Source organism: Bacillus sp. TH30 (assembly GCF_016650875.1).
Lineage (GTDB): Bacteria > Bacillota > Bacilli > Bacillales > Bacillaceae_G > Bacillus_A > Bacillus_A mycoides.
On record NZ_JAEKEY010000002.1, the window covers coordinates 3,766,000 to 3,790,138 of the forward strand.

Sequence of the window (24,139 nt, forward strand, 5' to 3'; positions counted from 1 at the left end):
CTAAAACAGAATAGCAGTTTGAGACGGGTAAGGAGTGCAAAGTGATGCATATGCATATTTTTGAAGGGGCACGGCATCTATCTAATAGTGAATGGGTTATTCGAGCTATCATAGCATACATATTTTTAATATTAGTTGCGAAAGCGATGGGACAAAGGTCCATCGCACAACTTCGTTTTTTAGATGTCGTATTAGTATTATTGCTTGGTGGGAATATTTCTAACGCATTATCTGATGAAAAAGTGGGGTTACTCGGCTCGATGATTACAACGTTCATACTCGTTGTACTTCACATTATAAGCTCAGTCTTAATGTTGAAATGGGATAGATGGAGACGCTTTTTAGAGCCAGCACCTATTATTCTTATACACAATGGTTCCATTGATTTTAGCAATTTGAAAAAAGCGAGAATTACGGTGGAATATTTATTTTCGGAACTTCGTATGCGAAATGTGAGCGATATTCAAACGATTAAATTAGCATTGTGGGAAGCGAATGGTGTTGTTTCTATATTTCAGTATCCAGAATATGAAGCAGTTTCGCGGCTTGATCTGAAAGTGGCGGGAAGAAGATCTCCAGTTTCTTTTGTATTAGTAAAGGATGGGAGGATTCAGCAAGATGTTCTAGCTTTAGTAGGAAAAACAGAAGAGTGGGCGAGAGAATTTCTAGAGAAGAGTGCAGAAATCGAATCCATTATGTTAGCTACAGTAGATGAAGCGCATAAAATAAATGTTTTGTTAAAAAAATGAAAAATAGACGCATTTTGTCGTTTCGTACATATGATACAATAGTGTGGACAACGAAAAAATGGGAGGTGTTTCCATGGGATATGTAGAGGAATTACGAAAAGTAGTTGGTCATCGCCCTTTAATTTTAGTTGGTGCTGTTGTACTCGTTATAAATGAAAGTGGATATGTATTATTACAGCAAAGAACAGAGCCTTACGGAAAATGGGGGTTGCCTGGCGGGCTAATGGAGCTTGGTGAATCACCAGAAGAAACAGCTTACCGTGAAGTATATGAAGAGACAGGAATAGAAGTGAAGAACCTGCGATTAATTAATGTGTTTTCTGGAGCGAATTATTTTACAAAACTAGCAAATGGTGATGAATTTCAATCCGTAACGACAGCCTATTATACCGAGGAATATGAAGGGGAGTTTGTTATGAATAAAGAAGAAGCGGTTCAGCTTACATTCTTCCCGGTAACAGAGCTACCTGATTATATTGTAGGATCGCATAAAAAAATGATTGTTGAATATATAAAAATTATGGGAAATAAGATATAATATACAATGAAAGAGATACAAAAACACAGTTCTGGTCGGTAGTCCAGACGCATGATTTCATGTCAGTAACCTTCCCCTCCGGGATGTCCAGTATTTCTAATTTTTTAAAGGAGGGGCTGTCAATGGATTTGACAGTATATCACGATGGTCAATTTTTCGTAGGAATTATTACGCATAAAGAAAAAGGAAAATTGTATGGAGCAAGGTATATTTTTGGAATGGAACCTTCAGATGAAGAAGTACTTATATTTGTGAATGGTCCAATGTTAGCATATTTCCAGCACGTTGCAAAATGCGGTGTGGAAGTGAAAGAAAAACAGCGTCCCCAAAATATAAAACGTATCATACGACAAGCGGCAAAAGAAGTAAATGTAAAACGTTTTACTAAGGCACAAGAAGCGATTAGTTTATCTTATGAATTGTATAAACAAGAAAAGAAAGTGCAGTCTAAAGAGAAGCGAGAAGCTGAAAAACAAAGAAGACGTTTAATTAAAGTACAAAAAGCAAAGCAAAAGCATCGTGGCCATTAAAAAAAGGTGTTAGAGCAAGGGCTCTAACACCTTTTCTATGCCTAAATACAAGTAAACTTACTTGTATTTCATAAACATTAACTGGTAAGATACAAATAGGTAGAATTAGAGGAGGGAAAAGATTGATTAACTTTAACTTTTTTATGAATGATGTTGTCCGTCAAGCGCGTGAAGAGATTGTCTCTGCGGGATATACAGAATTGACGACACCAGAAGCAGTCGAAGAAGCATTTAAAAGAAATGGTACAACACTTGTAATGGTAAACTCTGTATGTGGTTGTGCAGGTGGCATTGCTCGTCCTGCTGCTGCACATTCCGTACATTATGATAAACGCCCTAACCACCTTGTAACGGTATTTGCGGGTCAAGATAAAGAAGCAACAGCAAGAGCTCGTGAATATTTTGAAGGATATCCACCTTCATCTCCATCATTTGCGTTATTGAAAGATGGAAAAATTGTAACGATGGTAGAACGTCATGAAATTGAAGGTCATGAACCAATGCAAGTAATTGCAAAACTACAATCTTATTTCGAAGATAATTGCGAAGAACTATAAGGAAGAGAAAAAGGCGGTACGTCCACGATCAAGTGGGTGTACCGCCTTTTTTATTTAGTTTTTAAAATAATTAAACATGCAGGAAGTTTTTAATTTATGCATGTTTTTATGCATTGATAACAGCTTTGATACTGTTTTTATATTTATTTTTATTTTAAATATTGCATAAAAATGAAAGTGCTGATACAATACAAACATCGAATAAATATTCTATTAAACTTTTAAATATACATTATTAGGGGGAAGAAAGATGAAGAAGTTATTATCAATATCATTTGCACTTATTTTAATTGTAAGTATGTTCAGTGCTTGTAGTAATGGGGCAGAAAAGGCGAATGGCGAAAATAAAAAAGTACTCGTTATGGGGACTTCAGCAGACTATAAACCGTATGAATACGTGGAAGCTTCAAAAAGTGATGAAATTATCGGCTTTGATGTTGATATTGCAAAATATATCGGAAAAGAACTTGGGTATGAAGTAAAAGTGAAAGATATGGATTTTGGCGGATTATTAGCATCTCTTAGCTCAGGAAAAGTTGATTTCGTTATGGCAGGTATGACGCCAACTGCAGAGCGTAAAAATAATGCTGATTTCACAGATATTTATTTTGTTGCTAAAAATATGATCGTTTCAAAAAAGGGCTCTAATATTAAATCGTTAGAAGATTTAAAAGGGAAAAAAGTAGGGGTACAAACAGGGTCAATTCAAGAAGAAAAGGCAAAAGAATTTCAGAAACAAGTCGATTTCAAAGCTGAGGGACGTGACCGTATACCAGAAATCGTACAAGAAATTAAAGCTGGTCGTTTTGACGCTGCAATTATAGAAGACACAGTTGCAAAAAAATATTTAGAAAAAATGAAAGAACTACAAGGAATTGAAATTCAAGAAGCACCAGAAGAAGTAGGTGCAGCAATTGCTCTTCCGAAAAATAGTGATAAAACAGAAGAATTTAATAAAGTAATTAAGAAAATGCAAGAAAATGGAGAAATGGATAAATTAGTGAAGAAATGGTTTGGCAGCGGAAAATAAGCTGCCTTTCACTTTTCTGTGAGGGGAATGAAAAGGATGAATCTAGATTTTTCGGCAATTACGCCTTCAATACCATATATATTAAAGGGATTAGAAGTTACATTGAAAATTGTAGCTGCATCAGCTGTGGTAGGATTTATTTTAGGAACGTTATTAGCACTTTGCAAAATTGCTAGAATACGAGTATTAAATATTGCAGCAGATATTTATACGTCAATATTTCGTGGCACACCGCTAGTATTACAATTAATGATTATTTATTTCGGTGTTCCGCAAATGATGGGTTATGAGATACCAGCCTTTTTAGCAGCTGTACTTGCATTTAGCCTAAATTCAGGTGCATATATGTCAGAAGTAATTCGTGCCGGCATTCAAGCAGTCGATAAAGGACAAACAGAAGCAGCAATGGCTTTAGGTATTCCGTACAGTAAAATGATGAGAAATATTATTTTTCCTCAAGCTTTAAAAAATATATTACCAGCACTTGTGAATGAGTTTGCGACACTTACGAAAGAGTCGGCTGTAGTAACCGTAATAGGAGCGACTGATTTAATGCGCCGTGCTTATATTGTAGGTGGTGAAACATTTAAATATCTTGAGCCATTACTTTTTGTTGGACTTATTTATTATATATTAGTAATTATTCTTACATTAGTCGGGAAAGCCATTGAAGGGAGAATGAAGAAAAGTGATTAAAATTGACAACCTTCATAAATCATTTGGGAAAAATGAAGTATTAAAAGGAATTACAACAACGATTGAGAAAGGAGAGGTTGTTGCAATTATTGGACCGTCTGGATCTGGAAAGTCAACGTTTTTACGCTGTATGAATGTATTAGAAGCGCCGACAGATGGTCACATTTGGATTGGAACGGAAGAAGTAACGAATCCGAAAACAAATATTATGCACGTTCGTGAAAATGTCGGAATGGTATTTCAACATTTTCATTTATTCCCTCATATGACTGTATTAGAAAATATTACGTATGCTCCTATCAATGTAAAAGAAGTAACGAAGCAAGAAGCTGAAAAAAAAGCTGAGAAACTTCTAGAAAAAGTGGGGTTATTAGATAAGAAAGATGCATATCCAAATCGTCTTTCAGGAGGACAAAAGCAACGTGTAGCAATTGCAAGAGCGTTAGCGATGGAACCGGAAGTTATGTTATTTGATGAACCGACCTCTGCGCTAGATCCAGAAATGGTGAAAGAAGTGTTAGAAGTTATGAAATCATTAGTTACGACAGGAATGACGATGGCAATCGTTACACATGAAATGGGATTTGCAAAAGAAGTAGCAGACCGTGTTCTCTTTTTAGATGGTGGAAAGCTCGTAGAAGATAGTAATCCGGAAGAGTTTTTTACAGCACCAAAAAGTGACCGTGCAAAAGAATTTTTGCAAAAGATATTGTAATATGTGAAGGGTACGTGAATAATAGGTAGAAAAGGATGACATTGCGTCATCCTTTTTTTATACTATTTTTAAATACATTTATACATATAGGAGTAATGATATGTTTAAAATTGGATATAGAACAGTGAAAACAGCGCTTGGAACGGGAGCGGCAGTTTTTATTGCTCAGTTATTAGGATTAGAATTTTATAGTTCAGCTGGTATTTTAGTCATTTTATGTGTGCAAAATACGAAACGAAAATCCGTTCAAGTATCGTTGCACCGTTTTTTAGCTTGTGTATTATCGATGGTATTTGCGTTTTGTATTTTTGAAACGATTGGTTATACACCACTTGCGATTAGCGTATTACTGCTTACCTTTATTCCAACTGCAGTTATGTGCAAAATTCAAGAAGGGATTGTCACGAGTTCGGTTATCGTTATGCATCTGTATTCATTAAAGCAAATTACATGGTCTATAGTTGGTAATGAAATTGCTATATTAACGATTGGAATTAGTGTCGCTTTATTAGTAAACATGTACATGCCAAGCAGTGAGAATAAACTGAAAGAGTATCAAGGAAAAATAGAAGAGCATTTTAGAACGATTTTGTTTGAAATGGTCGTTTATTTACGGAATCGAGATAGTAATTGGAGTGGGGCCGAATTAATTGAAACAGAAATGATGCTGAAAGAAGCGAAAGATTTATCATTTAAAAAACTTGAGAATGAATTTATGCGTGAAGATGACTATTATTATCGGTATTTTGATATGCGTATGCAACAATTTGAAATTTTGGAGCGCATGATACCATTAGCTGCATCACTATCTTGGACGTATGAACAAGCTGATATGATTGCAGACGTAATTGAAAATATAGGGAATTCTATTCGACCTGAAAGTACAGGGGTCATTTCGTTAAGACAACTTCAAGAAATGCGAGAAGTATTTAGAGAAATGCCTTTACCAGTCTCGCGAGAAGAATTTGAAATACGTGCAAAACTTGTTCAACTTGTTTATGAGATGGAGCAATATTTACTCATTAAAAGTCGTTTTAAGGGAAAGGATAATATAAAAGAACTTATTTAGAAGGTAGGAACTATATATGCCGTATCTTCTTTCTTTATTATTATGTCTTTCTCTATCACCGATCTGGCCTCTTGGTGATAACCCACGTGCTGGAGATCCTTTTATAATTGTAAATAAAGCAACGAATAAACTAGCTTACATCGATGATGGGAAGATCCAAAAGGTTTTTCCAGTAGCGACAGGGAAAACAAATGAATTAACCCCGGAAGGAACCTTTGACATTGTATTGAAGGCGAAGGATCCCTATTATATTGCGAAGGATATTCCTGGGGGCTCTCCCAAAAATCCACTTGGATCGAGATGGATGGGATTTAATGCAAGAGGCACGGATGGAAGTAAGTATGGGATACACGGGACAAACCAACCTAGTTCAATTGGAAAATATATTTCGCAAGGATGTATAAGAATGAAGAAACATGATGTGGAATATTTGTTTGATCGTATTCCAATTGGAACGAAAGTATCGATTGTGAAATCGAAAAAAACATTTCAGCAATTGGCGAAGGAAAAAGGGGCCATAGTATTTGGAAAAGTCAACGAAACGCTTGGCTTTTTCTTTTATTATAAGTTGTCTTGACATGTGTACATAACCATGCGTTAATGAGAATATATAAAGATAATTGAGTAAAGGGGTTGCTCATATGTATTTAAATCCAAAAATTTCTTACATGCAGTTTTGTGTTGGTTTTCTATTTGTTATTACATTCATATTGGCAACTTTTAATATATGTTCTTACGTTGTAGCGATTGTATTTATGGCATTACTCAATCTTACTTTTGTTATTGGGGCATTTCAGCAGAAACAATATACAAGTTTTGTAATAGCACTTGTAATGGCCTTTTCCTTTAGCATTGTAGCAATTGTAATATATATAAAATAAAATGTTCATTACAAGATAGACTATCTCGATTTCGAGATGGTCTATTTTGTATGTGTAAGCAGTAAAAAAAGGACGAGTGAATCGTCCTTTTTACCAAAACATACTTGCGCCAGTAAGTAATGTTGTTACAAGCATAGAAATTAGCATTATATAAACCATAATTTTTTGAGCTTTTTTATGCATCGTTAAACCTCCTTGCAAATCAGTACAATTTCATTGTAACGAGAAATGAAATTGTGGACAAGGGGAGAGAAAGGACAAAATTCGGGAAGGGGGTGCAAAATATTACAGGAAATTTGAGCATACGTAGAGAATATGTTAAAAGATAGATTATTAATTTTTTGTTATGCAAGCTGAAGAATGGAGATACAATGATGAAAATATACGAGACAGATCGTTTACATTTAAGAGAAATTGATGAGTCGTATGCGGAAAAAGTTCTTCAATATTACGACAAAAATCGTGAATTTTTAAAAGCGTGGGAAGAGTATAGACCGGAGGGGTTTTTCACGTTAGATTATCAAAAGAAAAAGTTACAAAAGGATAGAAAAGAGTTCGCGGAAGGCAAGATTATCAGGCTTTGGATTTTTAAAAAGGGTGATGATACAAAAATTATTGGATGTATTTCATTTAATCTAATTGTTCGCGGAATTTATCAATCTTGTGTACTCGGTTATAAATTAGATAAGGAAGAATTGAATAAAGGTTACACAACAGAAGCGCTTAGAAAAGCAATTCAAGTTACCTTTGAAGAATTTCATTTACATCGTATAGAAGCACCAATTATGCCACGAAATTTAGCATCTATACAAGTAGTGACGAAGATAGGATTTCAATATGAAGGTGTATCTCGAAAAATGCTAATGGTAAATGGCATCTGGGAAGATCATATGCGCTGGGTATTGTTAAACGAGTAATAGAAGGCAGATGGGTATCTAGATGTGTTAACCATCTGTTTTTTGTCTTGTATTTCGAAACTTTTGCGAAATTCTGTTATAATTAATGTTGTTACATACATAATGGTAGTGCAGGAGGCGCAGTCTTATGATTAATCAAGAACGTTTAGTAAATGAATTTATGGAGTTAGTACAAGTAGATTCTGAAACAAAATTTGAAGCAGAAATTTGCAAAGTGTTAACAGAGAAATTTACTGCTTTAGGTGTAGAAGTATTTGAGGATGACACGATGGGTGTGACTGGTCATGGTGCAGGTAACTTAATTTGTACTTTACCAGCAACAAAAGACGGTGTTGATACAATTTATTTCACTTCTCATATGGATACAGTAGTTCCTGGTAATGGAATTAAGCCTTCTATTAAAGATGGATATATCGTATCAGATGGTACTACAATTTTAGGAGCCGATGACAAAGCTGGATTAGCATCTATGTTTGAAGCAATTCGTGTCTTAAAAGAGAAAAACATTCCTCATGGTAAAATTGAATTTATTATTACAGTTGGAGAAGAATCTGGTCTTATTGGCGCAAAAGCGTTAGATCGCGAGCGCATTACAGCAAAATATGGTTATGCATTAGATAGTGATGGAAAAGTTGGTGAAATTGTAGTTGCAGCGCCAACACAAGCGAAAGTGAATGCGATTATTCGCGGGAAAACAGCTCATGCTGGCGTAGCACCAGAAAAAGGTGTATCTGCAATTACTATCGCAGCAAAAGCAATCGCAAAGATGCCACTTGGTCGTATCGATTCTGAAACAACTGCAAATATTGGACGTTTTGAAGGTGGTACACAAACAAATATCGTTTGCGATCATGTTCAAATCTTTGCAGAAGCTCGTTCTTTAATAAATGAGAAAATGGAAGCACAAGTTGCAAAAATGAAAGAAGCATTTGAAACAACTGCAAAAGAAATGGGTGGTCATGCAGACGTTGAAGTAAACGTTATGTATCCAGGATTTAAGTTTGCTGCTGGCGATCACGTTGTAGAAGTTGCGAAACGTGCAGCTGAAAACATTGGTCGTACGCCTTCTCTTCACCAAAGTGGTGGCGGAAGTGATGCGAACGTAATCGCAGGACATGGTATCCCAACAGTTAACTTAGCAGTTGGTTATGAAGAAATTCATACAACAAATGAAAAAATTCCTGTTGAAGAATTAGCGAAAACAGCAGAATTAGTTGTAGCTATTATCGAAGAAGTAGCGAAGTAAGTAATAAAGTCAAAAAGACGTGTGAACCAATTATGGTTTACACGTCTTTTTTTATTTTGATTCAATTGCTTTCACAAGGCGGATAAGCCAATATAGGAAAATCCATGGCAGTATATAGGTTGTTACGATACTTAGTAAACGTGGAAGGAGCCCTGCTACGTTTATATCAAAAATAGGAAGTAATAAATAATTAATTAAGAGGACTAATATAATAATGAGAAATGTATAGTTGAGTTTACTATTTGATTTCACAATAGATCACCCCTTTTACAATAATATCCATATTTAATATAAACTATAGCAAAAATAAGGATAAAAAAAGAATAAGTAATTATTATATTGTACATGAATTTGATATAATGAAAGAACAAACGTTCTTTGGAAGGGATGAGTATAATGCGAGAAATGTATCCGAAAAATGGACGTGTTATTTTACATGTAGATATGAATTGTTTTTTCGCATCTGTTGAAATTGCTCATGACCCATCATTACAAGGAAAGCCATTAGCGATTGCGGGGAATGAAAAAGAGAGAAAAGGGATTATCATAACATGTAGTTATGAGGCGAGAGAATATGGAATACGTACGACGATGCCTCTATGGGAAGCGAAGCGATTATGCCCGCAATTAGTTGTGAGGCACCCTAATTTTACATTATATCGAGAAGCTTCATTTCAAATGTTTCAAATTCTTTCCCGTTTTACAGAAAAAATACAACCGTTTTCTATAGATGAAGGGTATTTAGATATTACAGATTGCTATGCGCTCGGTTCGCCTCTTGAAATAGCGAAGATGATTCAACAAGCGTTACTAACAGAGTTACAGCTTCCATGTAGCATTGGGATTGCCCCAAACCTTTTCCTAGCAAAGACTGCTTCAGATATGAAAAAACCTCTTGGAATTACAGTACTTCGAAAACGTGATATCCCAGAAATTATTTGGCCACGATCAGTTGCAGAGATGCATGGAATCGGAGAGAAAACAGCTGAAAAACTAAAAGACATTCATATACATACAATTGAACAGTTAGCAAAAGGAGACGAGCATATCATTCGCGCTAAAATTGGAAAGCACGGTGTTGATTTACAAAAACGTGCAAAAGGTATGGATGACAGGGAAGTTGATCCGAATCAAATGGGGCAACATAAAAGCGTTGGAAATTCGATGACTTTCTCAAAGGATATGGACGAAGAAAAAGAATTACTTGATATGTTAGAAAGATTATCGAAATCAGTAAGCAAAAGGCTACAAAAACGAACTCTCGTTAGTTATAACATTCAAATTATGATTAAATACCATGATCGTCGCACGGTAACACGGAGTAAACAATTGAAAAATGCAATATGGGAAGAACGGGTTATTTTCCAAGCAGCATCACGTTTATGGAAGCAACACTGGGATGGTGATTCTGTTCGTCTGTTAGGTGTTACAGCTACTGAATTAGAGTGGAAGACAGAATCAGTGAAACAGTTAGATTTGTTTTCATTCGAAGAAGATGCGAAAGAAGAGCCGTTACTTGCTGTTATTGATCAAATTAATGAAAAGTATGGAACACCTCTTTTACAGAGAGGTAGTCAATTATTGCGTAAGCAAGAAAAGTCGTTTCAGCAAAAGTTAGAAAATAAGTTTATGTAGAAGGTGTCATGAAGTAGTAAATATCATGGCACCTTTCATATTTAACTCGCTTCTAAATCTAAAGAAGTCTTCCACCCAGCAGCAGTAACACCAGATTCTAATAACATTCTACTTACTATTTTTTCAATTAAGATAGCCGCATTTGTCTTGCAATGTAATGTAGCCTGTATACATACTTTTTGATTAGAATCTACATCTTCACTATATAACTCTTTTAAACCGAGACCTTCTGTGCTTACCATGTGCATGAGTAAAAAACGAATATGTGCTTCATTTTCTTCGGAACAAGTAAGGGAAAGTAAGTAGTTTGTTTGTTCAGGGGATTCTTCTTTTGATTTCTTGTTCATAAAGAGAGCGATTGGGCGAAGTAGTATATTTGCTAGTAAAACGCCGGCTGCGCCTAATATAGCTGCAACGAGAAAACCAGCGCCTGTAAGAGTACCGACAGCAGCAGCGCACCATAAAGTAGCCGCAGTATTTAGTCCTCTAATACTAAAACCGTCACGGATAATCACACCGCCTCCTAAAAAGCCAATCCCACTAACAACTTGAGCAGCGATACGTGAGGGGCTAGCATCATGATCAAGCATGACGGATAATAAAACAAATATACAGGCACCAAGTGATACGAGAGCATTTGTCCGCAGCCCGGCCATCCGGTGTCTCCATTGTCTTTCCATTCCGATGCCAGCACCTACAATAATTGCGATAAATAATCTTAATACAATGTCATACCATACCATCATGGTCACCTCCATACATATAAGTACGTGTTATGTTTTTTAAGAATGAGTGGGGAGTACCCACTCATTCTCATTTTTATCCAGCTATTTGCCGGGCGGTAAGACCCCTAGCTCAAAATTCAGCGAAAGCAAAGAAGTTAGGTGGGGGATCAACTGCCCGTAAAAGCCCGATTGGTGAAGGCTAATAATCAGTGGGGGATGAACAAAACCCCACTGATTAAAGTTTCACTTTATAACCAGCTATGAAACTTTTTAATATAAACTTTTTTCAGGAATTGTGTTAAGAAAGCATAGCCTAATAGTATTCCTACTAACCAAGGGAAATAGCTAAGTGGTAATGCTTGTAAACCAACGGCCGCACCAAGTGGTGAGAATGGAATATAAATTCCGATTGCCATAATACAAGCGGTTAATAAAAGTACTGGTGTTGATGCAGTACTTTGAATAAAAGGAATCTTCTGTGTTCTTATCATGTGAACGATTAAAGTTTGTGTGAGCAATCCAACGACAAACCAACCAGATTGGAATAATGATTGTTCGCTAGGTGTATTTGCACCGAATACATTCCACATGACTACGTATGTGATAATATCAAATATGGAGCTAATTGGACCGATACAAATAATGAAGTTCCGTAAGTTTGCAGTATCCCATTTTCTCGGTTTTTCTAAAAACTCTTTATCCATTTTGTCCCATGGAATAGACAGCTGTGAAATATCATAAAGCAAGTTTTGAATTAGTAGATGAATGGCAAGCATCGGTAAAAAGGGAATAAAAGCACTCGCTACTAACACACTAAATACATTTCCGAAGTTAGAGCTAGCTGTCATTTTAATATATTTTAAAATATTTCCGAACGTAGTGCGTCCTTCTAAAATACCAGCTTCTAGTATAGTTAAACTTTTTTCAAGAAGAATAATATCGGAAGACTCTTTTGCGATATCAGTTGCAGTATCAACAGATATTCCAACGTCAGCATCACGTAGTGCAACTGCGTCGTTAATACCATCGCCCATATAACCTACTGTATGACCGTTCCCTTGTAAGACGCGAATAATGCGAGATTTTTGCATTGGATTTAGTTTTGCGAACACTGTTGTTTCTTCGGCTAGTTTTGCTAATGCTTTATCTGGTAAAGAATCGATCTCGTAGCCAAGGATAGGCTCTCCAATATTTAATCCCACTTCTTTACAAACCTTTTTTGTAACAATTTCATTATCACCAGTTAAAATTTTTACTTGTACACCATGTTTCTGTAATGCTTGAATGGCAGCAGCTGCAGATGGTTTCGGTGGATCTAAAAAGCCAATGTATCCAGCGAGAGTCATATTAGTTTCATCTTTTACCGCGTACTCTTTATCATTTGTTTTTCTATCTTTTTTATAGGCTACAGCAATTACTCGCATACCTTCACCATTCAATGTTTTGCTTAGTTGTTTAACATTTGAACGTATTTCTTCGGTAAGTGGAACAATTTGTCCATCCATTTCAGTGTAGTTGCAAATGGATAAAATTTCTTCTACCGCTCCTTTACAAACCATTGTATGTTCACCTGAAATGTCTTTGACGATGACGGACATACGGCGGCGAGAAAAATCAAATGGAATCTCATCTAGTTTTTGAAACATTGAAGGGTCGAACTTTTGCTTTTCTTCTGTATGCTCAATAACAGCTTTATCTATTAAATTTTTCAATCCAGTTTGATAGAAGCTATTTAAATAGGCAAAGTGTAATACACGATCGCATTTATTACCGTTAGGATCTAAATGTCGGACAAGCACAACTTTATCCTCTGTCAACGTCCCAGTTTTATCGGTACAAAGAATGTTCATCGCACCTAAGTTTTGAATAGAATTCAGTTGTTTTACAATTACTTTTTGCTTAGACATGTTAACGGCACCTTTAGCTAAATTAGCAGTTACAATCATTGGTAACATTTCAGGTGTAAGACCAACCGCAACGGCAATAGCAAAAAAGAAAGCTTCTTGCCAATCTCCTTTTGTGAATCCATTAATGAGAAGGACAATAGGTGCCATAATAAGCATGAATGTGATTAAGAGCCAACTTACTTTGTTTACACCTTTATCAAAGCTTGTTTCTGCACGTTTTCCGATCACTTTTTTTGCTAAAGAGCCGAAATACGTATCGGTACTTGTTGAGACGACAATAGCTTTTGCGCTACCACTTACAATATTCGTGCCCATAAAGCAAAGATTTTCCATATCGAGCGGATTGTAATTTTTTTTCATGTTTTTCGGTAACATATGTTTATTTTCCGTATGGTAGCAGTTCTCGTATTTTTCTACCGGAAGAGCCTCGCCTGTTAAGGAAGACTGATTAACAAATAAATCTTTAGCCGATAAAATACGCACATCAGCTGGAACGATGTCACCGGCTGAAAGTGAAATAATATCGCCAGGTACAAGTTCTTCAATTGGAATTTCTATTGTATAATTTCGATTTAAATTCGTTACGTTTTTTGTTTCGTGTACAAATCCATCTATTCTAAAGACGCTCGCGGTTGTTCGAACCATAGCCTTTAACTTATCCGCGGCTTTTTGAGAGCGGAATTCTTGTAAAAAGCGAATTGTTGAACTTAGCAGTACCATTACAGATACGACAATTGTTCCTTGCATGTCATCTGTGAAAAAAGAGAGCGCTCCAAGAGCTAATAAAACAAAAATAAATGGATTTTTAAATGCCAGTAGAAATTGAATGTACCACGGCAATGTTTTATTATGAGCAATTTCGTTCGGACCGTATAAAGAAAGTCTACGAGACGCTTCTTGCTTAGAGAGTCCATCTTGTGTTGTTTGTAGAAGTTTTAACGCAGAGTTTACATCTTGTGTTGCAACTTCCACTAATAATTCGTTATTTGCTTTCATACTATCTTGATCGTAAGCATGCTTCGTTTCTTGTCTTTGTAAATTTAACATGGGTAGTTCCTCCTTTTTCATGAAGGAGGAAACAATCTGTTACTCGACTATTTAAAATTGGGAGGAACAGTTTCTTTCCTACCTACACGGTGAAATATTAACGTAAAACATATGGGTATCTGGGCCGAATCATCACTTGCCACTGTTCCTCACCTCCGTACAATTAGTAGTTTCTGAATATGCTATGTTTGTTTCATAGTAAGGTGCATAAAGACATAAAAAGACCTTTACTCAAAACGAGTAAAGGTCTGAATTCGTAGTCAAAAAGAGTCAACAACAAAGACTGTTATTAAACATAGATAAAAACAGTTTTTGTGTATGACAAAACATACGCACCTCTCCCTCGTTGAGTTTTAGCACTGTATAGCATAGGTACTGAAACCAGCTACGTTAAGAAAGGCCTTCATTCCGACCTTTCCTGTTGACCCATTGGCGTCTCTCGACATTTTTGGGCAGCAGCGTTTCTCTATACAGGAGCCTCACCTAACAGAGACCATATTCAATTACAAGTTGAATGTTAGCACTGTAAAATCGTAGTGTCAATATCTTTTTAATCTGTTTTTTTGAAAAATTAAATAGATTTATGATGGCTATATAGTAGGAAATAAGCGGAGTTTTTTTGAAATAAGGCGGGAAAATAAATACTTTAATGAACATAAATAAAAAGCACTGATTACAGTGCTTTTTATTATAGATTATGAGATTGTAGGATTTTCAAAAATAACAATTTCTGAGTTACTTGTTGTTGAAACGCGTTGTGCGTAATATGTTAAAGCTGAAGAAATATATGTTGGTAACGTCTCATTTGTATGTGATGTTGTATATTCATGGATTAATTCTTTTAAAGTCGTCCATTCTAATTGTGCTGGGTGATCAGAAACGAAAGAACTTACCCAGCGATCAAATGAAGATGAAAAATCAGTTTGTAAACGAAATACTTCTTTCATAATAAAACGCTCCCTTAAAATGTAGTACAATCATTTTATCACAAAATACGAACGATAGCTAAATTTTTTAAGTATAATGTTCGTGTTATATAGTTGTCTAGATGATTGGTTATGCAAATTCAATTTGCCATTTGAAATAACATTCCGTAAGATGAAAGATAGATTATATAAAGAGCTGGAGGAAAGAAAGTGGAATTTGTATTTTTAGGGACTGGTGCAGGTGTTCCTTCAAAAGGAAGGAATGTTTCAGCAATTGCTTTGCAGTTGTTAGAAGAACGAGGACAGACTTGGTTATTTGACTGTGGCGAGGCGACGCAACATCAAATACTACATACGTCTGTACGTCCACGCCGCATTGAAAAAATATTTATTACGCATTTACATGGCGATCATATTTTTGGATTGCCGGGTTTATTGGGTAGCCGTTCGTTTCAAGGTGGAACAACAAAATTAACAGTGTACGGACCAAAAGGAATTAAACAATTTATTGAAGTGGCATTATTAGTAAGTACGACACATGTTAAATATCCACTTGAAATCGTTGAGATTACGGAAGAAGGTATTGTGTTTGAGGATAATGAATTTTGTGTAGAAACAAAAAGGTTATCACATGGAATTGAATGCTTCGGATATCGAATTGTAGAGAAAGATATACAGGGAGCTCTTTTAGTGGATAAGTTACTGGGAATGGGTGTGAAACCTGGTCCAGTTTTTAAACGCTTAAAAGATGGTGAAGTAGTTGAATTAGAGAATGGCACAGTGTTAGATGGAAAAGATTTTATTGGCCCGCCTCAAAAAGGAAGAGTTATTACAATTTTAGGCGATACACGATATTGCGAAGCGAGTAGAGAGCTTGCGCAAGATGCTGACGTACTTGTTCATGAAGCGACTTTTGCGGCAGAAGATGAACAACAAGCGTATGATTATTTTCATTCCACATCTAAGCAAGCTGCGAGTATTGCACTTCAGGCAAATGCAAAACGCTTAATATTGACTCATATTAGTTCTCGTTATCAAGGAGATACATATAAGGAATTATTGAAAGAGGCAAGAGAACTATTTTCTAATACAGAAATAGCTACGGATTTAAAATCATTTCCAGTAGAAAGATAATAATGTTGTGAAAAAATGGTGACGATAGGTTGCCATTTTTTTATTTCTAAAAAAATTAAAAATAAAACTGTTATCATTTTATTTTTATATAGGATGACACAGAAAGTTTTAATGATGTGAAGATATAGGATAAAAATACATAATACCGATTATTTAGAAAAACTGTTATATAAGTCAGACGACATACGAGTGGTACAAGTAGCAAAAATGGATTTTTATTCAGAACTTTTAAAATTCATTAAAAGTAAGCGTTTTATTAAAAACAAGCTATAATGAGGGCAGATTATAATTTATTGTAGGCTACATGCGTTTTAGCCATTTGTCATAACAAGCGAAGTTGACTAAATCGTGAGAGAGCAACATGGAAATTATAATAGGAAGGATATTACTATTATTTGTACTAAGTCTTTTTTCACTTTTTAGCTTTAAAATATCAAAAGGTATGAAAGCAGTGGGAGTTTCACTTGTTTATGCTATGCTTGTAAGGGGTTCTGTGTTAAACTTTGGATTGCTACCAGACTTTATTGTGGGCTATCTTATATTATTTTTAAATGCAGGTAATGCTAAGTTTCTTATTTATTATTATAACTAGTATTATTTCAGGATATATTGCTTCACTGTTATTCAAAAACTATCCAATTCTTACAGCGGAACAAATTCGTGGTACGACTGGAACAGCAACCAATTCGGTAGCTTAATAGAATAGTAAATAATTTTTTCATAGAGGTTTAGGGGGAGTTATGATGAAGTATCGCTCAGTGTTTGATATTATTGGTCCGGTTATGATTGGTCCATCAAGTTCACATACAGCAGGCGCGGCAAGAATGGGGCAAGTTGCTCGTCAGCTGTTTCGTCATGAACCAGAGAGAGTTAGCATTTCATTATATGGTTCATTTGCAAAAACATACCGTGGTCACGGTACGGATGTAGCGCTAATCGGTGGAATACTAGGATTTGAAACAGATGATTTACGTATTCCAAGTGCGTTAGATATTGCAAAAGAACGCGGGATTGAAGTGGAATTCATTGAAGAAGATGCAAATGCTCCGCATCCAAATACAGCGAAAATTCGTCTGTATAAAGGTGAAGAGGAAATTGAAGTTGTTGCTTGCTCAATTGGTGGCGGTAAAATTGAAGTTGTAGAATTAAACGGATTCGATCTTCAATTAACAGGCACGAGTCCAGCACTACTTATTGTAAATAACGATCGCTTTGGTGCTATCGCAGCTGTAGCTTCAATCCTTGCTAAGCATGAGATTAACATAAGTACAATGAGTGTTTCTCGTAAAGAAAAAGGAAGAAGAGCGCTTATGGTCATTGAAACAGATGAATTATTAGCAGATGAAGTAATTGCGGAAATAAATGGGCAACAAAATATTTGTCAAGTAACTATTATGGATTAATTGCAGGGGGGACACACCATGTTTCGGAACGCAGCGGAACTAGTGGCGCAAGCTAAAGAGCAAAATGTAAAAATCGCAGAAATTATGATTCAATGTGAAATGAAAACAAGAAATATCTCACGTGAAGAAGTAATTGCTGGAATGGAAAAGAACTTAGTTGTGATGGAACAAGCAGTAGAACGCGGTATTCGTGGTGTAAAATCACCGACTGGTTTAACTGGCGGGGATGCTGTGAAAGTCCAAGCGTATATGCAGAGTGGAAAAGGCTTATCTGGAGATACGATTTTGGACGCAGTGAGTAAAGCTGTTGCGACAAATGAAGTAAATGCGGCGATGGGAATTATTTGTGCAACACCAACAGCAGGATCTGCTGGAACAGTGCCAGGTGTACTGTTTGCACTGCAAGAAAAATTACAGCCGACACGCGAAGAAATGATTGAATTTTTATTTACAGCAGGAGCTTTCGGTATGGTTGTTGCGAATAATGCTTGTATTTCTGGCGCGGCAGGAGGTTGCCAAGCTGAAGTAGGTTCAGCAAGTGGAATGGCAGCTGCAGCAGCAGTTGAGATGGCTGGTGGAACACAAGATCAAGCAGCTACAGCGATGGCGATTTCATTAAAGAATATGCTTGGTTTAGTATGTGATCCTGTTGCAGGGCTTGTAGAAGTACCTTGTGTAAAACGTAATGCAGCAGGAGCTGCGAATGCCATGATTTCAGCTGATTTATCATTAGCTGGTGTAACTAGTACAATTCCATGTGATGAAGTCATTGAGGCGATGTTTAGAATTGGACAAACGATGCCAGTAGCACTTCGTGAAACAGCAGAAGGTGGCCTTGCAGCAACACCGACAGGTCGTCGTTTGCAAGAAGAGATTTTTGGTAAGAGTAATAACTAAAAGCATATCATATGATTAAAGTAAAAACGGAGCTCAAATAAAGTTGAGCTCCGTTTTTTATTTTTCTTTTGCTATTTCTTCTAATGTTTTTCCAAGATCGTGTGATCGTTTCGTTGCTTGTGTAATACATGAGATTAATGCTTGTTGAAAATTATGCTCCTTTAATACTTCAATACCTGCTTCAGTTGTTCCGCCAGGAGAAGTAATTTCTTTTCGCAAAATAGAAGGGTGTTTTTCGCTTGCTTTTAGCATTTCAGCAGAACCAATCATCGTCTGAAGAATAAGAGATTTTGCAACATCTTCTTTTAAACCAATTTTTTTTGCTGCCTCTTCCAGTGCCTCTACCACGTAATAAATATAAGCTGGTCCACTTCCAGATAATGCAGTGATAGCATGCATATCTTCTTCTTCTACAACAGAGACGAGACCAATCGTTTCAAATAAAGATGTTGCAGTGCGAATATGTTCCTCCGTTGTGTGTTCTGAAGGTGAGATAGCGGTAGCGGATTTTAAAATGGCTGCAGATGTATTTGGCATTGCACGAATAATCGGAACGTCTTTTTGAAGTAGGTTTCTAATTGAATGAGTAGAAACACCTGCTAATAACGAAATAATAAGCAAGTCATTATTTATGTATTCTTTAAGAGGAATAACCGCTTCTGCGACATCTTTTGGCTTCATAGCTAGAAAAAGAATATTTGTATCAGCAAGTAATTCCTTTTTATTATGTGTACCTTTGACACCGTATTTTTTATGTAACTCCTGTAATCTTGTCTCGTTAGAACGATTACTTACAGTGACGTGTTCTCCCTTAACAACATTTGCGTTTAATAAGCCACTAATAATCGCTTCGGCAATAGAGCCTGCACCGAGAAAGGAAATGTTTTGCATAGACATGATGTGCCTCCTTTAAATTTGGTTAGAAATACTTATAAATGTACATACATTCGTTTTTTTATGGAAAAGACCTCTTTTTATCTGAAAATAATGACAAATTTATAGGGAAGTTGTAAACTGAAGAGGTATTCATTTTTGAACCGGAAAAAGACAGGGGGGGCTAAGCATGACGGCGATTCATCGAATGGAGATTCCTGTTCCATTTGCAGTTGAGACAGTGAATGTGTTTTTAGTTGAGGGAGAAACATTAACGTTAATTGATACAGGGACAAATACAGAAGAAGCAAAGAAAGCACTAGAAAGTCAATTAGGTGCATTAGGATATAAGATAGAAGATATTGAAACGGTAGTGATTACGCATCACCATGCGGATCATTGCGGACTTTTAAATACATTTTCTGAAAAAGTAAAGATTATCGGACATCCTTGGAATGAACCGTGGATTACACAGAATGCTGAATTTTTAAAGAGGTATCATGAATTTTTTAAAGAGACAGCCTTGCAGTTCGGCGTTCCAGCAGTATTTCTGAATGGTGAGGCGTTATTGACGACGAAGACACTTAAATATTCTTGTAATAGATCGTTAACACATACCGTGAGAGAGGGAGATCGTATAGATTCGTTACCTGGATTTACAGTGATTGAAACCCCGGGTCATGCTTCCACTCATATTTCATTATATAGAGAATCTGATGGAATATTAATTGGTGGGGATGCTCTCATTAGTCATATTTCTTCAAATCCAATATTAGAACCACCATATGAAGGGCAAACAGAAAGAGCGCATCCTTTATTGCAGTACAATCAAACGCTAAAACGTTTAAGTGAAATGAATATTTCACGGATTTTATCAGGGCATGGGGAAGATGTTCTGAATGTGAAACAACTTATTGAAACAAGATTACAAAAGCAAGAGACACGTGCTTTTAAAGTGCTTGAACTATTAAAGGAAAAGCCAATGACAGCATTTGAGGTGTGTGTAAAACTATTTCCGGTATTATATAAAGAGCAATTACCACTTACTATCTCAGAAACTGTTGGACAATTAGACTTTTTAGCATATAATCAACAGGTGATGATTGATGAATCTTCACAACAATTGATTTATTATGCAAAGTAGGTGACAGCAATGACGGGACGTTTACAAGAAAAAGTAATCGTCATTACAGGTGCTTCTAGTGGAATTGGAGAGCAAGTTGCAATGCAGGTTGCAGAGCAAGGGGCGACGCCGGTATTAATGGCTCGAACAGAAGAGAAGCTACAAGCATTAGCAGACAAAATTAAAGTAACTTATAATACGCCTTGCTATTACTATGTATTAGATGTAAGTGAAGAAACGAAAGTACAATCTGTTTTTTCAAAGGTATTACAAGAAGTAGGACGTATTGATATATTGGTAAATAATGCTGGGTTTGGTATTTTTAAAACGTTTGAAGATGCTTCAATGGATGAAGTAAAGGATATGTTTCAAGTAAATGTATTTGGATTAGTAGCTTGTACGAAAGCGGTATTACCTAATATGGTAAAAAGGAACGAAGGACAAATTATTAATATTGCTTCATTGGCTGGAAAAATTGCAACTCCGAAGTCGAGTGCTTATGCAGCAACAAAACACGCTGTATTAGGATTTACGAATAGTTTACGTATGGAGTTATCTAACACAAATGTATATGTAACAGCAATTAACCCAGGACCGATAGATACGAACTTTTTTGAAATAGCCGATCAATCAGGTACATATGTGAAAAATATGGGACGTTACATGTTAAAACCAACATATGTAGCAGAACAAATCGTAAAGGCGATGCAAACGAAAAAACGTGAAGTAAACTTGCCGAAGTGGATGGGAATGGGGCCAAAGCTCTACGCATTATTCCCAGGTTTATTTGAACGCGTTGCAGGCAAATCATTAAGTAAAAAATAGGAGATTTCCATATGGAAATCTCCTATTTTTTATTTTCCAGTCACATAATCGTAAACGATATCCTCAACAGCCTCGTATACATCAATTTCAGTATTTGAATGAATTATCATTTGAATATGTTTAATTAGCATTTCCTGATCCTCTTTTGAAACAGGATTACATTGATATTGCCGAAAACTTTTTATAATCATTTTCTCAATTAATTTTTTATTCATGTTTTTCCCCGCCTGTATGTATACATGTATTTTTTTATTGTACTTGAAGTGAAATGAAAATACTACTATGCACTATTTTTGCATAAAAATCCACTTGTATATATTGCTTTTATAGCGAGATTAATATTTTGAAGTTTTTAAAAATTATAAATATTTAATTGACTTTATAATTATGCAATATTATAATCAAACTTAATTTAAAGAATAGATATGAGGAGGAGCTTATGAAAGTCGCAATTATTGGAGCAACTGGATATGGAGGTATTGAGTTAATTCGGTTATTAGAGCAACATCCATATTTTTCGATAGCATCTCTCCATTCTTTTTCACAAGTTGGTGAATTTATAACAAATGTATACCCGCATTTTCGAAATGTTCTTGTCCATACGTTACAAGAAATTGATGCGGAGAAAATAGAGAAGGAAGCTGAAATTGTATTTTTAGCAACTCCAGCGGGAGTATCGGCAGAGTTAACACCAAAATTATTGGCAGTAGGTTTAAAAGTAATTGACCTATCTGGAGACTTTCGTATGATAGATCCCTCGTCATATGAATTGTGGTATAAAAGGCCAGCTGCACAGGAAGAACTTCTTAGGAAAGCAGTATATGGATTAAGTGAATGGAAAAGGCATGAGATCCAAAATGCAAATTTAATTGCAAACCCAGGATGTTTTGCTACAGCTGCATTATTAGCGGTAGCGCCGTTAGTACGTAGCGGCATGATTGAAGAAGCTTCGATTATTATTGATGCGAAATCAGGAGTATCTGGAGCGGGCAAAACGCCAACAACAATGACTCACTTTCCTGAGTTATACGATAACTTACACATTTATAAAGTTAATCAGCATCAGCACGTTCCTGAGATTGAGCAAATGCTTGCAGAGTGGAATCGTGAAACGAAGCCAATCACGTTTAGTACACATTTAATACCGATATCACGAGGGATTATGATTACACTTTATGCGAAAGTGAAAGAGGAAATGAAAATAGAGCAACTTCAAAAGTTGTATGAAGAAACGTATGAATACTCAGCTTTCGTTCGAGTTCGCTCGCAAGGAGAATTTCCAAGTCCGAAAGAAGTAAGAGGCTCAAATTATTGTGATATTGGGATAGCTTACGATGAAAGAACAGAAAGAGTTACGGTCGTTTCTGTTATAGACAATATGATGAAAGGTGCGGCAGGGCAAGCAGTTCAAAATGCAAATTTATTAGCGGGACTAGAAGAGACAACGGGTTTACAACATATGCCGCTTTATCCATAAGGGGGAAATTATGATTAAAGCATCGTCTATTACAAAATTAGCAAATGGTTCAATTGTTACACCAAAAGGCTTTTTGGCAATCGGTACTGCAAATGGTCTGAAAAAGGTGAAAAAGGATATGGGTGCAATCATTTGTGAGGTGCCAGCATCATGTGCCGCTGTGTATACAACAAATCAAATACAAGCAGCGCCGTTGCAAGTAACGAAGGATAGCATAGCAGCAGAAGGGAAATTACAAGCAATTGTTGTAAATAGCGGCAATGCAAATGCTTGTACGGGGATGAAAGGATTGCAAGATGCTTATGAGATGCGAACATTAGGAGCGGAACACTTTGGAGTAAAAGAAAAGTACGTCGCAGTCGCTTCGACAGGTGTAATTGGAGTGCCTTTACCGATGGATATCATTCGAAAGGGAATTGAATCTCTTGTGCCAACAAAGGAAGTAAGTGAAGCTTATTCTTTTTGTGAAGCAATTTTAACGACAGATCTTATAACGAAAGAAACTTGCTATGAGATGATAATTGATGGGGAAGCAGTGATCATTGCTGGGGTCGCAAAAGGATCAGGGATGATCAAACCGAATATGGCAACGATGCTTAGTTTTATTACAACAGACGCCAATATAGAGCATGAAGTACTGCAAACAGCATTATCACAAATTACGAATCATACGTTTAATCAAATTACGGTGGACGGAGATACTTCTACAAATGATATGGTCATCGTTATGGCAAGTGGATTATCAGAAACGAAAACGATGAATATGGAACATGAAGACTGGGAAACTTTCGTAGTTGCTTTACAAAAGGTATGTGAAGATTTAGCGAAAAAAATTGCACAAGATGGTGAAGGTGCTACGAAGTTAATAGAAGTAAACGTGTTAGGGGCTAGAACAAATGAAGAAGCAAAGAAAATTGCAAAACAAATAGTCGGTTCCAGTCTTGTGAAAACAGCGATATACGGTGAGGACCCAAATTGGGGACGAATTATTAGTAGTACTGGACAGAGTGAAGTAATTATTAACCCAAATACAATTGATATCACTCTTCAATCTATCGCCATATTAAAAAATAGTGAGCCTCAAATGTTTTCTGAAGAGGAAATGACAAAGAAATTACAAGAACATGAAATAAAAATTGATGTGTGTTTACATTTAGGAGATGAAACGGGATCAGCTTGGGGCTGCGACTTAAGTTATGAATATGTGAAAATAAATGCTTGTTATCGTACATAAGGAGA

Annotated in this window: 28 protein-coding genes and 1 riboswitch; of the genes, 21 read left to right on the forward strand and 7 right to left on the reverse strand. The window is 36.1% G+C overall.

Translation table 11 applies throughout. The features are described 5' to 3' along the window. Positions 1-44 precede the first annotated feature (44 nt). The 10 genes from JFU20_RS21645 to JFU20_RS21690 all read left to right on the forward strand — a co-directional run bounded on the left by JFU20_RS21645 (position 45) and on the right by JFU20_RS21690 (position 6,765). On the forward strand, positions 45-749 hold the full coding sequence (locus JFU20_RS21645) for a DUF421 domain-containing protein (RefSeq protein WP_002165088.1): 705 nt from the start codon (positions 45-47) through the stop codon (positions 747-749). A gap of 73 nt (positions 750-822) precedes the next feature. Then, positions 823-1,287 carry an NUDIX hydrolase gene (locus JFU20_RS21650; RefSeq protein WP_002015095.1) on the forward strand — a complete coding sequence of 155 codons (465 nt, stop codon included), beginning with the start codon at positions 823-825 and terminating at the stop codon, positions 1,285-1,287. A gap of 122 nt (positions 1,288-1,409) precedes the next feature. Then, positions 1,410-1,817 carry a YjdF family protein gene (locus tag JFU20_RS21655; RefSeq protein WP_201038891.1) on the forward strand — a complete coding sequence of 136 codons (408 nt, stop codon included), beginning with the start codon at positions 1,410-1,412 and terminating at the stop codon, positions 1,815-1,817. Positions 1,818-1,960: 143 nt separating this feature from the next. After that, the gene (locus JFU20_RS21660) at positions 1,961-2,374 is read left to right on the forward strand and encodes a BrxA/BrxB family bacilliredoxin (RefSeq protein ID WP_002015097.1); all 414 of its coding nucleotides are present in this window, start codon (positions 1,961-1,963) and stop codon (positions 2,372-2,374) included. Positions 2,375-2,624: 250 nt separating this feature from the next. Beyond that, the gene (locus JFU20_RS21665) at positions 2,625-3,404 is read left to right on the forward strand and encodes a transporter substrate-binding domain-containing protein (protein WP_201038892.1); all 780 of its coding nucleotides are present in this window, start codon (positions 2,625-2,627) and stop codon (positions 3,402-3,404) included. A 36-nt stretch (positions 3,405-3,440) separates the two neighbouring features. Next, on the forward strand, positions 3,441-4,100 hold the full coding sequence (locus JFU20_RS21670) for an amino acid ABC transporter permease (protein ID WP_002067073.1): 660 nt from the start codon (positions 3,441-3,443) through the stop codon (positions 4,098-4,100). Further along, positions 4,093-4,815 (forward strand): amino acid ABC transporter ATP-binding protein, encoded by a 723-nt coding sequence (locus tag JFU20_RS21675; RefSeq protein WP_002088545.1) that lies wholly within the window; start codon positions 4,093-4,095, stop codon positions 4,813-4,815. The genes JFU20_RS21670 and JFU20_RS21675 overlap by 8 nt, the downstream gene beginning before the upstream one ends. A 100-nt stretch (positions 4,816-4,915) precedes the next feature. After that, a complete protein-coding gene (locus tag JFU20_RS21680; RefSeq protein WP_002033971.1) occupies positions 4,916-5,884 on the forward strand; it encodes an aromatic acid exporter family protein in 969 nt (322 codons plus the stop codon). 16 nt (positions 5,885-5,900) lie between these two features. Further along, positions 5,901-6,461 carry a L,D-transpeptidase gene (locus JFU20_RS21685; RefSeq protein WP_002165090.1) on the forward strand — a complete coding sequence of 187 codons (561 nt, stop codon included), beginning with the start codon at positions 5,901-5,903 and terminating at the stop codon, positions 6,459-6,461. Between the two features lie 64 nt (positions 6,462-6,525). Then, entirely contained in the window at positions 6,526-6,765 is a 240-nt protein-coding gene (locus tag JFU20_RS21690; RefSeq protein WP_002088543.1) for a DUF3894 domain-containing protein, read from the forward strand. Positions 6,766-6,855: 90 nt separating this feature from the next. Here JFU20_RS21690 and prli42 read toward each other — a convergent pair whose 3' ends face one another. Then, complete coding sequence (gene prli42, locus JFU20_RS21695) at positions 6,856-6,948, reverse strand: stressosome-associated protein Prli42 (RefSeq protein WP_000549036.1); 93 nt, start codon at positions 6,946-6,948, stop codon at positions 6,856-6,858. 188 nt (positions 6,949-7,136) lie between these two features. Here prli42 and JFU20_RS21700 point away from each other — a divergent pair, with 188 nt between their 5' ends. Beyond that, positions 7,137-7,682, forward strand: coding sequence for a GNAT family N-acetyltransferase (locus JFU20_RS21700; protein ID WP_002015105.1), 546 nt, complete (start codon positions 7,137-7,139; stop codon positions 7,680-7,682). Positions 7,683-7,809: 127 nt separating this feature from the next. Then, complete coding sequence (locus tag JFU20_RS21705) at positions 7,810-8,928, forward strand: tripeptidase T (RefSeq protein ID WP_002015107.1); 1,119 nt, start codon at positions 7,810-7,812, stop codon at positions 8,926-8,928. Positions 8,929-8,979: 51 nt separating this feature from the next. Here JFU20_RS21705 and JFU20_RS21710 read toward each other — a convergent pair whose 3' ends face one another. Next, a complete protein-coding gene (locus tag JFU20_RS21710) occupies positions 8,980-9,180 on the reverse strand; it encodes a hypothetical protein (protein WP_002138267.1) in 201 nt (66 codons plus the stop codon). 144 nt (positions 9,181-9,324) lie between these two features. On the opposite strand from JFU20_RS21710, the gene JFU20_RS21715 reads away from it, so the two are divergent. Continuing rightward, a complete protein-coding gene (locus tag JFU20_RS21715) occupies positions 9,325-10,563 on the forward strand; it encodes a DNA polymerase IV (protein ID WP_002088539.1) in 1,239 nt (412 codons plus the stop codon). Between the two features lie 41 nt (positions 10,564-10,604). Here JFU20_RS21715 and JFU20_RS21720 read toward each other — a convergent pair whose 3' ends face one another. From JFU20_RS21720 to JFU20_RS21730, 3 genes are all read right to left on the reverse strand, one after another. After that, complete coding sequence (locus JFU20_RS21720; RefSeq protein WP_033710032.1) at positions 10,605-11,306, reverse strand: MgtC/SapB family protein; 702 nt, start codon at positions 11,304-11,306, stop codon at positions 10,605-10,607. A 230-nt stretch (positions 11,307-11,536) separates the two neighbouring features. Beyond that, positions 11,537-14,242, reverse strand: coding sequence for a magnesium-translocating P-type ATPase (gene mgtA / locus JFU20_RS21725; protein ID WP_002165091.1), 2,706 nt, complete (start codon positions 14,240-14,242; stop codon positions 11,537-11,539). Between the two features lie 330 nt (positions 14,243-14,572). After that, a riboswitch (M-box (ykoK) riboswitch) is annotated at positions 14,573-14,740 on the reverse strand. A 197-nt stretch (positions 14,741-14,937) separates the two neighbouring features. Then, positions 14,938-15,189, reverse strand: coding sequence for a DUF3932 family protein (locus JFU20_RS21730; RefSeq protein ID WP_000665712.1), 252 nt, complete (start codon positions 15,187-15,189; stop codon positions 14,938-14,940). Positions 15,190-15,378: 189 nt separating this feature from the next. Between JFU20_RS21730 and rnz the strand changes: the two genes are divergently transcribed. The 4 genes from rnz (at position 15,379) to sdaAA (ending at position 18,602) form a co-directional block, all read left to right on the forward strand. Next, positions 15,379-16,302, forward strand: coding sequence for a ribonuclease Z (gene rnz, locus JFU20_RS21735; protein ID WP_002014952.1), 924 nt, complete (start codon positions 15,379-15,381; stop codon positions 16,300-16,302). A 551-nt stretch (positions 16,303-16,853) separates the two neighbouring features. Next, positions 16,854-17,000: a hypothetical protein gene (locus JFU20_RS21740; RefSeq protein WP_207198983.1), complete on the forward strand. Its 147-nt coding sequence runs from the start codon at positions 16,854-16,856 to the stop codon at positions 16,998-17,000. 45 nt (positions 17,001-17,045) lie between these two features. Next, the gene (gene sdaAB, locus JFU20_RS21745; RefSeq protein WP_002088527.1) at positions 17,046-17,705 is read left to right on the forward strand and encodes an L-serine ammonia-lyase, iron-sulfur-dependent subunit beta; all 660 of its coding nucleotides are present in this window, start codon (positions 17,046-17,048) and stop codon (positions 17,703-17,705) included. 18 nt (positions 17,706-17,723) lie between these two features. Next, positions 17,724-18,602: an L-serine ammonia-lyase, iron-sulfur-dependent, subunit alpha gene (gene sdaAA / locus JFU20_RS21750; protein WP_002014955.1), complete on the forward strand. Its 879-nt coding sequence runs from the start codon at positions 17,724-17,726 to the stop codon at positions 18,600-18,602. Between the two features lie 57 nt (positions 18,603-18,659). On the opposite strand, the gene proI is transcribed toward sdaAA, so the two are convergent. Next, positions 18,660-19,499 carry a pyrroline-5-carboxylate reductase ProI gene (gene proI / locus JFU20_RS21755; protein ID WP_002014956.1) on the reverse strand — a complete coding sequence of 280 codons (840 nt, stop codon included), beginning with the start codon at positions 19,497-19,499 and terminating at the stop codon, positions 18,660-18,662. 166 nt (positions 19,500-19,665) lie between these two features. Between proI and JFU20_RS21760 the strand changes: the two genes are divergently transcribed. Continuing rightward, a complete protein-coding gene (locus tag JFU20_RS21760) occupies positions 19,666-20,619 on the forward strand; it encodes an MBL fold metallo-hydrolase (protein ID WP_002014957.1) in 954 nt (317 codons plus the stop codon). A gap of 9 nt (positions 20,620-20,628) precedes the next feature. Further along, positions 20,629-21,423, forward strand: coding sequence for an SDR family oxidoreductase (locus tag JFU20_RS21765; protein WP_002143077.1), 795 nt, complete (start codon positions 20,629-20,631; stop codon positions 21,421-21,423). Positions 21,424-21,452: 29 nt separating this feature from the next. On the opposite strand, the gene JFU20_RS21770 is transcribed toward JFU20_RS21765, so the two are convergent. Continuing rightward, positions 21,453-21,638: a YqzH family protein gene (locus JFU20_RS21770; protein WP_002014960.1), complete on the reverse strand. Its 186-nt coding sequence runs from the start codon at positions 21,636-21,638 to the stop codon at positions 21,453-21,455. 224 nt (positions 21,639-21,862) lie between these two features. Here JFU20_RS21770 and argC point away from each other — a divergent pair, with 224 nt between their 5' ends. Beyond that, entirely contained in the window at positions 21,863-22,900 is a 1,038-nt protein-coding gene (gene argC, locus JFU20_RS21775; RefSeq protein WP_002088517.1) for an N-acetyl-gamma-glutamyl-phosphate reductase, read from the forward strand. 10 nt (positions 22,901-22,910) lie between these two features. Next, entirely contained in the window at positions 22,911-24,134 is a 1,224-nt protein-coding gene (gene argJ, locus JFU20_RS21780) for a bifunctional glutamate N-acetyltransferase/amino-acid acetyltransferase ArgJ (protein WP_201038893.1), read from the forward strand. Positions 24,135-24,139 lie beyond the last annotated feature (5 nt).

Coding starts and splice junctions, on each gene's coding strand:
- JFU20_RS21705 (WP_002015107.1), top strand. CDS start 7,810: ATGATTAATCAAGAACGTTTAGTAAATGAATTTATGGAGTTAGTACAA.
- JFU20_RS21655 (WP_201038891.1), top strand. CDS start 1,410: ATGGATTTGACAGTATATCACGATGGTCAATTTTTCGTAGGAATTATT.
- JFU20_RS21730 (WP_000665712.1), bottom strand. CDS start 15,189: ATGAAAGAAGTATTTCGTTTACAAACTGATTTTTCATCTTCATTTGAT.
- JFU20_RS21660 (WP_002015097.1), top strand. CDS start 1,961: ATGAATGATGTTGTCCGTCAAGCGCGTGAAGAGATTGTCTCTGCGGGA.
- prli42 (WP_000549036.1), bottom strand. CDS start 6,948: ATGCATAAAAAAGCTCAAAAAATTATGGTTTATATAATGCTAATTTCT.
- JFU20_RS21665 (WP_201038892.1), top strand. CDS start 2,625: ATGAAGAAGTTATTATCAATATCATTTGCACTTATTTTAATTGTAAGT.
- argJ (WP_201038893.1), top strand. CDS start 22,911: ATGATTAAAGCATCGTCTATTACAAAATTAGCAAATGGTTCAATTGTT.
- JFU20_RS21700 (WP_002015105.1), top strand. CDS start 7,137: ATGATGAAAATATACGAGACAGATCGTTTACATTTAAGAGAAATTGAT.
- JFU20_RS21685 (WP_002165090.1), top strand. CDS start 5,901: ATGCCGTATCTTCTTTCTTTATTATTATGTCTTTCTCTATCACCGATC.
- JFU20_RS21720 (WP_033710032.1), bottom strand. CDS start 11,306: ATGGTATGGTATGACATTGTATTAAGATTATTTATCGCAATTATTGTA.
- JFU20_RS21770 (WP_002014960.1), bottom strand. CDS start 21,638: ATGAATAAAAAATTAATTGAGAAAATGATTATAAAAAGTTTTCGGCAA.
- JFU20_RS21760 (WP_002014957.1), top strand. CDS start 19,666: ATGACGGCGATTCATCGAATGGAGATTCCTGTTCCATTTGCAGTTGAG.
- sdaAB (WP_002088527.1), top strand. CDS start 17,046: ATGAAGTATCGCTCAGTGTTTGATATTATTGGTCCGGTTATGATTGGT.
- JFU20_RS21650 (WP_002015095.1), top strand. CDS start 823: ATGGGATATGTAGAGGAATTACGAAAAGTAGTTGGTCATCGCCCTTTA.
- JFU20_RS21645 (WP_002165088.1), top strand. CDS start 45: ATGCATATGCATATTTTTGAAGGGGCACGGCATCTATCTAATAGTGAA.
- argC (WP_002088517.1), top strand. CDS start 21,863: ATGAAAGTCGCAATTATTGGAGCAACTGGATATGGAGGTATTGAGTTA.
- mgtA (WP_002165091.1), bottom strand. CDS start 14,242: ATGTTAAATTTACAAAGACAAGAAACGAAGCATGCTTACGATCAAGAT.
- JFU20_RS21765 (WP_002143077.1), top strand. CDS start 20,629: ATGACGGGACGTTTACAAGAAAAAGTAATCGTCATTACAGGTGCTTCT.
- JFU20_RS21690 (WP_002088543.1), top strand. CDS start 6,526: ATGTATTTAAATCCAAAAATTTCTTACATGCAGTTTTGTGTTGGTTTT.
- sdaAA (WP_002014955.1), top strand. CDS start 17,724: ATGTTTCGGAACGCAGCGGAACTAGTGGCGCAAGCTAAAGAGCAAAAT.
- proI (WP_002014956.1), bottom strand. CDS start 19,499: ATGTCTATGCAAAACATTTCCTTTCTCGGTGCAGGCTCTATTGCCGAA.
- JFU20_RS21680 (WP_002033971.1), top strand. CDS start 4,916: ATGTTTAAAATTGGATATAGAACAGTGAAAACAGCGCTTGGAACGGGA.
- JFU20_RS21715 (WP_002088539.1), top strand. CDS start 9,325: ATGCGAGAAATGTATCCGAAAAATGGACGTGTTATTTTACATGTAGAT.
- JFU20_RS21670 (WP_002067073.1), top strand. CDS start 3,441: ATGAATCTAGATTTTTCGGCAATTACGCCTTCAATACCATATATATTA.
- JFU20_RS21740 (WP_207198983.1), top strand. CDS start 16,854: ATGCAGGTAATGCTAAGTTTCTTATTTATTATTATAACTAGTATTATT.